The sequence below is a fragment of the Mycolicibacterium sp. CBM1 genome (genome assembly GCF_054073305.1).
Map to the genome: position 1 here is coordinate 76,421 of NZ_JBSXPP010000022.1, position 6,884 is coordinate 83,304.

The following is a 6,884-nucleotide window of genomic DNA, read 5'->3' on the forward strand; positions in this document are numbered from 1 at the left end:
CTCAGAAGACCCGCATCTGGCCTTCGATGGCCGGCACCGTGTCCGGCAGCTTGTAGGTCTCGATGCCGTTGCGGAACATCACGGCCTCCCTGGCGTGCTCAGGCAGGTGCTTGACCAGCCAGCGCGGATCGTCGTAGGTCCAGTGCGGATAGTCCGAGGAGAACAGCAGGATCTTCTCGCACTCCATCCATTCGAAGGCCCGCAGCAGTTCGGTCTTGTCCTCGGGGTAGTCCAGCGGCTGGGTGGTGAACTTGATGTGTTCCTTGACGTACTCACTGGGCTTGCGCTTGATGTCCATCCAGGACTTTCGGGCCTCGTAGATGGCGTCCATCCGCCACATCAGGGGCAGGATCCAGTTGAATGCGTGCTCCACGAACACGATTCGCAGGGTGGGGTAGCGGTCGAAGACCCCGTCGAAGATCAGGCTCATGACCTGGTTGATCGCGGTGAGCGAGTAGCTGACCATGAAGTCGTGGTTGTAGCTCGGGAGACCCACCGGCGGCATGGGCAGCGTCTCGTAGACACCACGGCCCAGGTGGCAGCTGACGACGATGTCGTTCTTGGTCGCGGCCTGCCAGATCGGGTCGTACTTCGGATCACCCCATGACGGCCGGGGTTCGGCGTGGATCAACACCTGGGACATCCAGGGATGTCCGGCCCACTTCTCGATCTCCGCCGCCGCGCCCTGCGGCTCCTCGATCGCAACGCAGATCGACCCGCGCCAGCGCTCATGCCAGTTGTTCTTGCTGTCCAGCCAGTGCTCGGCCTGCCAGCTGTTGAGTGCGTAGGACAGTGCCGCGGTGGCTTCCGGAAGCCGGCAGGCGCCGTGGGTCGGTTCCAGGACGGCGATGTCGGCACCGGCCTCGATGATCGCCTGTCGGAAAGCCAAATCTGGATCGCTGCAGGCGAACTCGCCGTCTTCAGGGAAGGTGTCCACCCGCATGGCGTAGGCGTGTGCATAGTCGGGCGCGTCGTAGTAGATCAGCTCGCCGACCCGGTGGTTCATGAAGTACTTACTGCGCAGCGGCTCCGGGATGTAGTGCTGGAGCACTCCGCGGCGAGGCACCGGGTGGACGTCGGAGTCGACGCAACGTACGGCGACGCGTTCGGCGGGAGTAACCCGGTCCTGGATGTGGGTCAGAGTCATCGTGGTCTCCTTGCGCCTCTACTGTGCGGCCACGGGGGCCGGGATGTCGATTCCGTACAGTCCGGCGGCATTGCGCCAGCAGACCTTCTCGCGCTGCTCGGCGGTCCACGCGGCGGGCAGCGACAGGGCATCCCCGCAGTGCCAGTGTGGGTAGCTCGAGCCGAACATCAGCATGTCATCTTTGCCGGTGAATGACAGCCACTCGTCGGCATAGTCGGCGTCACCGGGTCCGTCGAGGCTGTTGTGGATGAAATAGGCGTGGCCGGGCAGGTAGTCGCTGGGCATTTTCGGCGCCCACGGCGTCTGCTCCAGATGCGGGCGGCCGAAGCAGTCCATCCGCCAGATGAACGGGGTGACCAGGTCCGCGCCGCCGTCGGCCCAGACGAACTTCAGTTCCGGGAACCGTTCGAACACGCCCTCGGCGATCATGTTGAGCAGGTGATAGACGTAATTGAGCGACATGAAGCCCAGGTACTGCTCAAAGGTGCGGGGGTGTCCGTTGGGTGTGGGCGGGTTCGCGATCCCCTCACCGGTCTCGATGTGTGTGGCCACCGGCAGCCCGGCGGCCACTGCTGCCTCCCAGAGCTCCCAGAACTGGGGCTTGCCGTAGAGCTCGCGCGACTGCAGTGGGATGCCGATCTGTACGACGCGAGGATGATCCTTGTACTTGTCGATCTCGCGCAGTGCCCCGGAGAGGTCGTCGGGGTTGACCCGGATGGTGCCCCGGAACCGCTCGCCGTACTCCGGGTGCTCCAGCCAACGCGACACCATCATCTCGTTGTGGGCGGCCAGAATTGCGGTACCCAGGTGGCGGTCGGGCATGATGCCGCGGCCCATCGGATGCAGCACCGCGACATCCACACCGTGGTCGGTGAACAGATGCTTGGCGACGATCTGCGGATCCGATCCCGGGTATTGGCCGTCAGGGCCGCGGGAGCCCTTGACGTACTCACCGCCGGGAGCGCCGTACCAGTCCATCTCGTAGTCCGGGAAGCCACGGCTCTTGAAGGGTTCGCGCATGACCGTGCGCAACTCAGGGGTCGACCCGAAGAAAATGTGCACGCTTGCGTCGATCAGGGGCGTCGTCGTCCCGTCGCGGTGCTCGATCACCAAACCCGCCTTTCGTGAATGTCAGGCGGCAAGCGGAGCCGGACCAGCTCGCTCGTACCAGACCTCTCCAGTGTAAATCTTTGTTCTTCAGAAGCAAGAATACTGTTCTCGCGATTGAGAGTAGAACGTCGTTACCACTTTGCCTCAATCGACGGTGGGCAGCAAGCAAATCGGCCGGTAGAGTGCGATACCGTCTTGGGAGAACAAGCCGAGCATCTTGTGAGAATTACATTTCCGTAGTGGTGGGCCGGCGCGTCAGGAGGTACGGGGTGTTACTGGAGTTCGATGCTGATCAACGATTGTGGCAGGACACCGTGCGCGATGCGGTCGCCAAGCACTGCCCCGCCTCGCTGATCCGGGGGATCGCTGAGGGCGTTGTGGATCCTGGCGCGCTGTGGGATATCTACGCCGAGGAGGGTTGGACGGAGCTGGCCGATCCGCTCAATGCCGTCGAATTGGCCATCGTGCTCGAGGAACTCGGTCGCGCGACCGATCCGACACCGTTTCTGGCCACCGTCACGCAGTTCGCACCGTTGGCCGGCCAACACTACCTTCCTCGGCAGCCGGCAGCGGCGGCCTATGAGGGAGTGACCTCGCGGCGGGATGCCGACGGCTGGATCCTGACCGGGACCGCCCGGCATGTCCTCGACGGGGACCGGGCGCAGACGCTGGCGGTGGTGACCCACAGCGGGGTGTTTCTGGTGGACGCCGCGGCGACGACGGTTACCCGCAGCCCGGTGTTCGACCCGGTGCTGCATGTCGCCGACGTCAGCTTCCCCAGCGTCCGCGTCACCGACGACGCCCGGATCCACGCCGACACCGAGCGGTCCCACCACGTCGCGTTGATGGGGATCGCGATCACCACGGTCGGGGCGTGCCAGCGTGTCCTCGACCTCGCGTTGAGCCATGTGCGCGACCGCCACCAGTTCGGCGTGCCGATCGGTTCCTTCCAAGCAGTCCAGCACAAAGCCGTCGACATGCACATCGCCATCGAACGGGCCCGCGCGTTGTCGTACTTCGCCGCGCTGACCATCAGCGCGGATGATCCGCGCCGGCGGCTTGCCGCGGCGATGGCCAAGGCCGCGGCGGGAGACTGTCAATCGGTGGTGTTTCGGCACGGCCTGCAACTCTTCGGTGCGATGGGCTTCACGTGGGAGAACGACGTCCAATTCGCGCTCAAGCGTGCGAAGGCCGGCGAGTTGATGTTGGGCGGCGCGGCCGAGCACCGCGCGACGGTCGTACGGGAGTGCGGGGAACTGTAGATGCAGCTGTCATTTGATCCCGAGGTCGAGGCCTTCCGTGCCGAGTTCAGCGCGTTCCTCGACGCCCACCTGCCGACCGAGGCTGAGACCCAGGAGCGGCCCCGGTCGGTCTCGCACATGCCTGCCTGGGCCCGGCGCTGGCAGCGACTGTTGTTCGACAGCGGTTGGCTGTTACCCGGCCAACCGCCGCAGTTCGGCGGCCGCAACGCGACGATCCTGCAGCAGTTCGTGCATCTGGAGGAACTGTGCAGGCGACGGATCTATCACAGCTTCAACCCGCAGGGCGTCAATATCATTGCCGCATCGCTGATCTCGTTCGGTTCGGAGGAGCAGAAGCAGCGCTGGGCGGTGCCGGTGCTCAAAGGGGAGATGACCGCCTCGCTGGGTATGAGCGAGCCGAGTGCCGGATCGGATCTGGCTTCGTTGCGCACCCGCGCGGTGCTCGACGGCGACCACTTCGTCGTCAATGGCCAGAAGGTGTGGACGTCCGGCGCACATGACGCGGATTTCCTGCTGACATTCGTGCGCACCGACCCCGATGCCCCCAAGCACAAGGGGATCAGCGTGCTGGTGGTCCCGACGGACCTGCCCGGTGTCGTCTGCCGGCCGTTCGCATCCATCTGCGGCGTCGATGACCTGGATTTCAACGAGGTGTTCTTCACCGACGTGCGGGTGCCGGCCGACAACCTTGTCGGCCCTCTCAACGGGGGATGGGGCGTGGCCAACGGGTCACTCGGACATGAGCGAACGATGATGTGGCTCGGCTTCGCCGACCGGATCGCGAACATGATCGGTGATTTCGAGCCCACGACACCGTTGGAGAGAGATCAGTACGCGTCGATGATCATGGACTACCACGCGTTGCGGTTGATGGGCTCGGCCGGCCTGGCCAAGGCGGCACGGGGCGAGACGGACGTGGCGTTGGTGTCGGTGCTCAAACTGTTCGGATCCGAGGCCGAGCTGCGGGCGTCCGAGAACGCGCTGATGGCAGCCGGCGCCGACGGCCTCGTCCATCCCGCCACCACCGGTCCTTACGCCCATCTCAACCTCGACCATTATTTCGCCAGCTGGTTCGAACGGCATGCGCGCAGCTTCTCGGGGACGATCGCCGGGGGTACATCGGAAATCCAGCGCAACATCATCGCCCAGCAGGTGCTGGGCCTACCGCGCGGGAAGTAACGCACACCACCGCCGCAATAGGTAACGCTCGGCACTGCGCCGTGCGACAACCAGGATGTCGTTCCGGGGCATCAGCACCGCAGTCAAGTGGCGCGGTCGCTTCGAGTCGTGCTGGCAATGCCGTCGTCCACCCCGATATCGGCAGCCGTGACAATTTGTTTGCTGAGCACATTGCGACACTCGGTTCGCTTTCTCAGCATTTACTTGGAAACTAACCCGCAATCGCGCTGCCTAAACCTTGTCAGCTAATCCGTAATGTATCGGTTACAAACAGGTAGCAACATCGATGGCTAATGCCATGCCCACGACGACCAGTCAAAATGAATCCCCGCCGCGACAGTGGCGACGGGCTCCCTTTGGCCATGCTCGGGGTATGACCTCGGCAATGCGTCGATCGTCAGGTTCCCCCAACTGCTCGAGTCCAAACTAGCCCGGGAAAACACGGGTGATGCTGATGGGCTGAGGGGTCGACCGGCGCGTGACGAAGGCCGAACCGCACCCCCGGAGCTCGGCCATCCGGCGTGTTTCGCTGTGAATCTTCGTAGCAGGTTGGGCGGTGGCCAGCCCGGCTTCGCCGCAGCCAGCGAAGGCGAGACCGCCGCGGGGTGCTCCGGAAGGCGATTGCTGAATGCGGGATTACCCGCAGAATGCCGACGACCGCGGGGGCAGTCGGCGCGCTCCATCGCGTCGACCTCTGGCCTGAGGGGAGCGCCCTGGGCGTGGTCATCAGGGCCTGCAGCCGGGGCGGCGCCCTCCGGGCAGGGTCGCGCGGCAGGAATGGCGCCGTCCAGACGGATCTTTGCTGAATTTGCGGAGTCGCGCGGCGGAAACATCGTCAGTTATTTTCGCGTCAGCAAATTGTGGGCTACTGAAATACGGCCAAAAAATTGACGCGACAGAAAACTGAGAGCAACCCCTTTGCTGCTTAGGTTTTTCTCAGGTAAGTTCGTCGTGTCGGGGCTGTTTTCAGGTGAAGGGAAAGTCATGGACGTTGCTGTTCGGTCATATCTGACCGCGGGGGTGGCAGTATTCGGGGCCAGTGCAATCGCGCTTGCGCCCATTCAGGTCACCCCGCCGGACATTCAAATCGCGAGCGATCGGGCCCTGTCCGCGATGGCCGACGTGTCGCTGTCTACGCTGTCGGAAGTCATCCAAGCCCTCAACGGCGCATGGGGCGGGCTGCAGGGCGGACTCAACGCCATCAACAGCGCGGCCGACACGGCGATCACTCAGCTCGGTGATGCACTCCAGGCCGCGCTCATCGCCGGCATCAACTCGGGCAACACCGCCGTCCAGTCGATCGTGAGCGGGCTGCTCGACAGCGGAAGCGCACTCGCCACCGCCGTCGACAACGCTTTCGCCGCGTTCCCGACTCCCCAGGCATTCATCAGTGCTCTGGTGCAGGCCTTCGGCAATATCGACATCAATCTTGGCCTGGCTTTGCAGGCCGCCCTCAATGTGAGCATCGACGGTGCCGTGGAGCTGGCGAATGCCCTCCTGGCCGGCGGTGCGGCGCTGTCGGCGGCCTTCCAGGCGGCGTTGGCGGCGTTCCCGTCGCCGGCGGCGTTCGTGGCGGCGCTCAATGGTGCTCTGGCGGCGATTAATCCGACGTTGGGTGTGTTGGCCAATGCGTTGACGACGTTCACCGGGCAGTTGGGTGAGACGATCCAGGCGGGGATTGCCGCGGGGCTGACGGGTTTCCAGGCGGTTATCAATGCGCTGTCGAACGGGGCGACTTCGTTGTCGGCGGCGTTCCAGGCGGCGTTGGCGGCGTTCCCGAATCCGGCGGCGTTTATCGATGCGTTGGTGCAGGCGTTTTCCAATATTGATGTGAATCTGGGGCTGGCTTTGCAGGCCGCGCTCAGTGTGGGCGTCGATGGTTTGCAGGGCTTTGTGGATGCGCTGGTCTCGGGTGGGGCTACGTTGGCGGCGGCGTTTAACGCGGCGTTGGCGGCGTTCCCGTCGCCGGCGGCGTTCGTGGCGGCGCTCAATGGTGCTCTGGCGGCGATTAATCCGACGTTGGGTGTGTTGGCCAATGCGTTGACGACGTTCACCGGGCAGTTGGGTGAGACGATCCAGGCGGGGATTGCCGCGGGGCTGACGGGTTTCCAGGCGGTTATCAATGCGCTGTCGAACGGGGCGACTTCGTTGTCGGCGGCGTTCCAGGCGGCGTTGGCGGCGTTCCC

General features: G+C 64.3%; 4 protein-coding genes and 1 pseudogene. 3 read left to right on the forward strand and 2 right to left on the reverse strand.

Annotated elements, in window-relative coordinates:
• Nucleotide 1: 1 nt before the first annotated feature.
• Both ACXDF8_RS23885 and ACXDF8_RS23890 read right to left on the reverse strand, forming a co-directional pair.
• Nucleotides 2–1,147, reverse strand: a complete 1,146-nt coding sequence (locus ACXDF8_RS23885; protein ID WP_457225744.1) for an amidohydrolase family protein — start codon at nt 1,145–1,147, stop codon at nt 2–4.
• A gap of 18 nt (nt 1,148–1,165) precedes the next feature.
• Nucleotides 1,166–2,257, reverse strand: a complete 1,092-nt coding sequence (locus ACXDF8_RS23890) for an amidohydrolase family protein (RefSeq protein ID WP_457225745.1) — start codon at nt 2,255–2,257, stop codon at nt 1,166–1,168.
• Nucleotides 2,258–2,526: 269 nt separating this feature from the next.
• Between ACXDF8_RS23890 and ACXDF8_RS23895 the strand changes: the two genes are divergently transcribed.
• The 3 genes and pseudogenes from ACXDF8_RS23895 to ACXDF8_RS23905 form a co-directional block, all read left to right on the forward strand.
• Complete coding sequence (locus tag ACXDF8_RS23895; RefSeq protein WP_457225746.1) at nt 2,527–3,519, forward strand: acyl-CoA dehydrogenase family protein; 993 nt, start codon at nt 2,527–2,529, stop codon at nt 3,517–3,519.
• Nucleotides 3,520–4,698: an acyl-CoA dehydrogenase family protein gene (locus tag ACXDF8_RS23900; RefSeq protein ID WP_457225747.1), complete on the forward strand. Its 1,179-nt coding sequence runs from the start codon at nt 3,520–3,522 to the stop codon at nt 4,696–4,698.
• Between the two features lie 951 nt (nt 4,699–5,649).
• Nucleotides 5,650–6,884 (forward strand): annotated as a pseudogene (locus tag ACXDF8_RS23905) (hypothetical protein); the annotation flags it as partial.

Excerpts from the sequence above, each read along its gene's own strand:
- ACXDF8_RS23885 (WP_457225744.1), bottom strand. The coding sequence starts at position 1,147 with ATGACTCTGACCCACATCCAGGACCGGGTTACTCCCGCCGAACGCGTC.
- ACXDF8_RS23900 (WP_457225747.1), top strand. The coding sequence starts at position 3,520 with ATGCAGCTGTCATTTGATCCCGAGGTCGAGGCCTTCCGTGCCGAGTTC.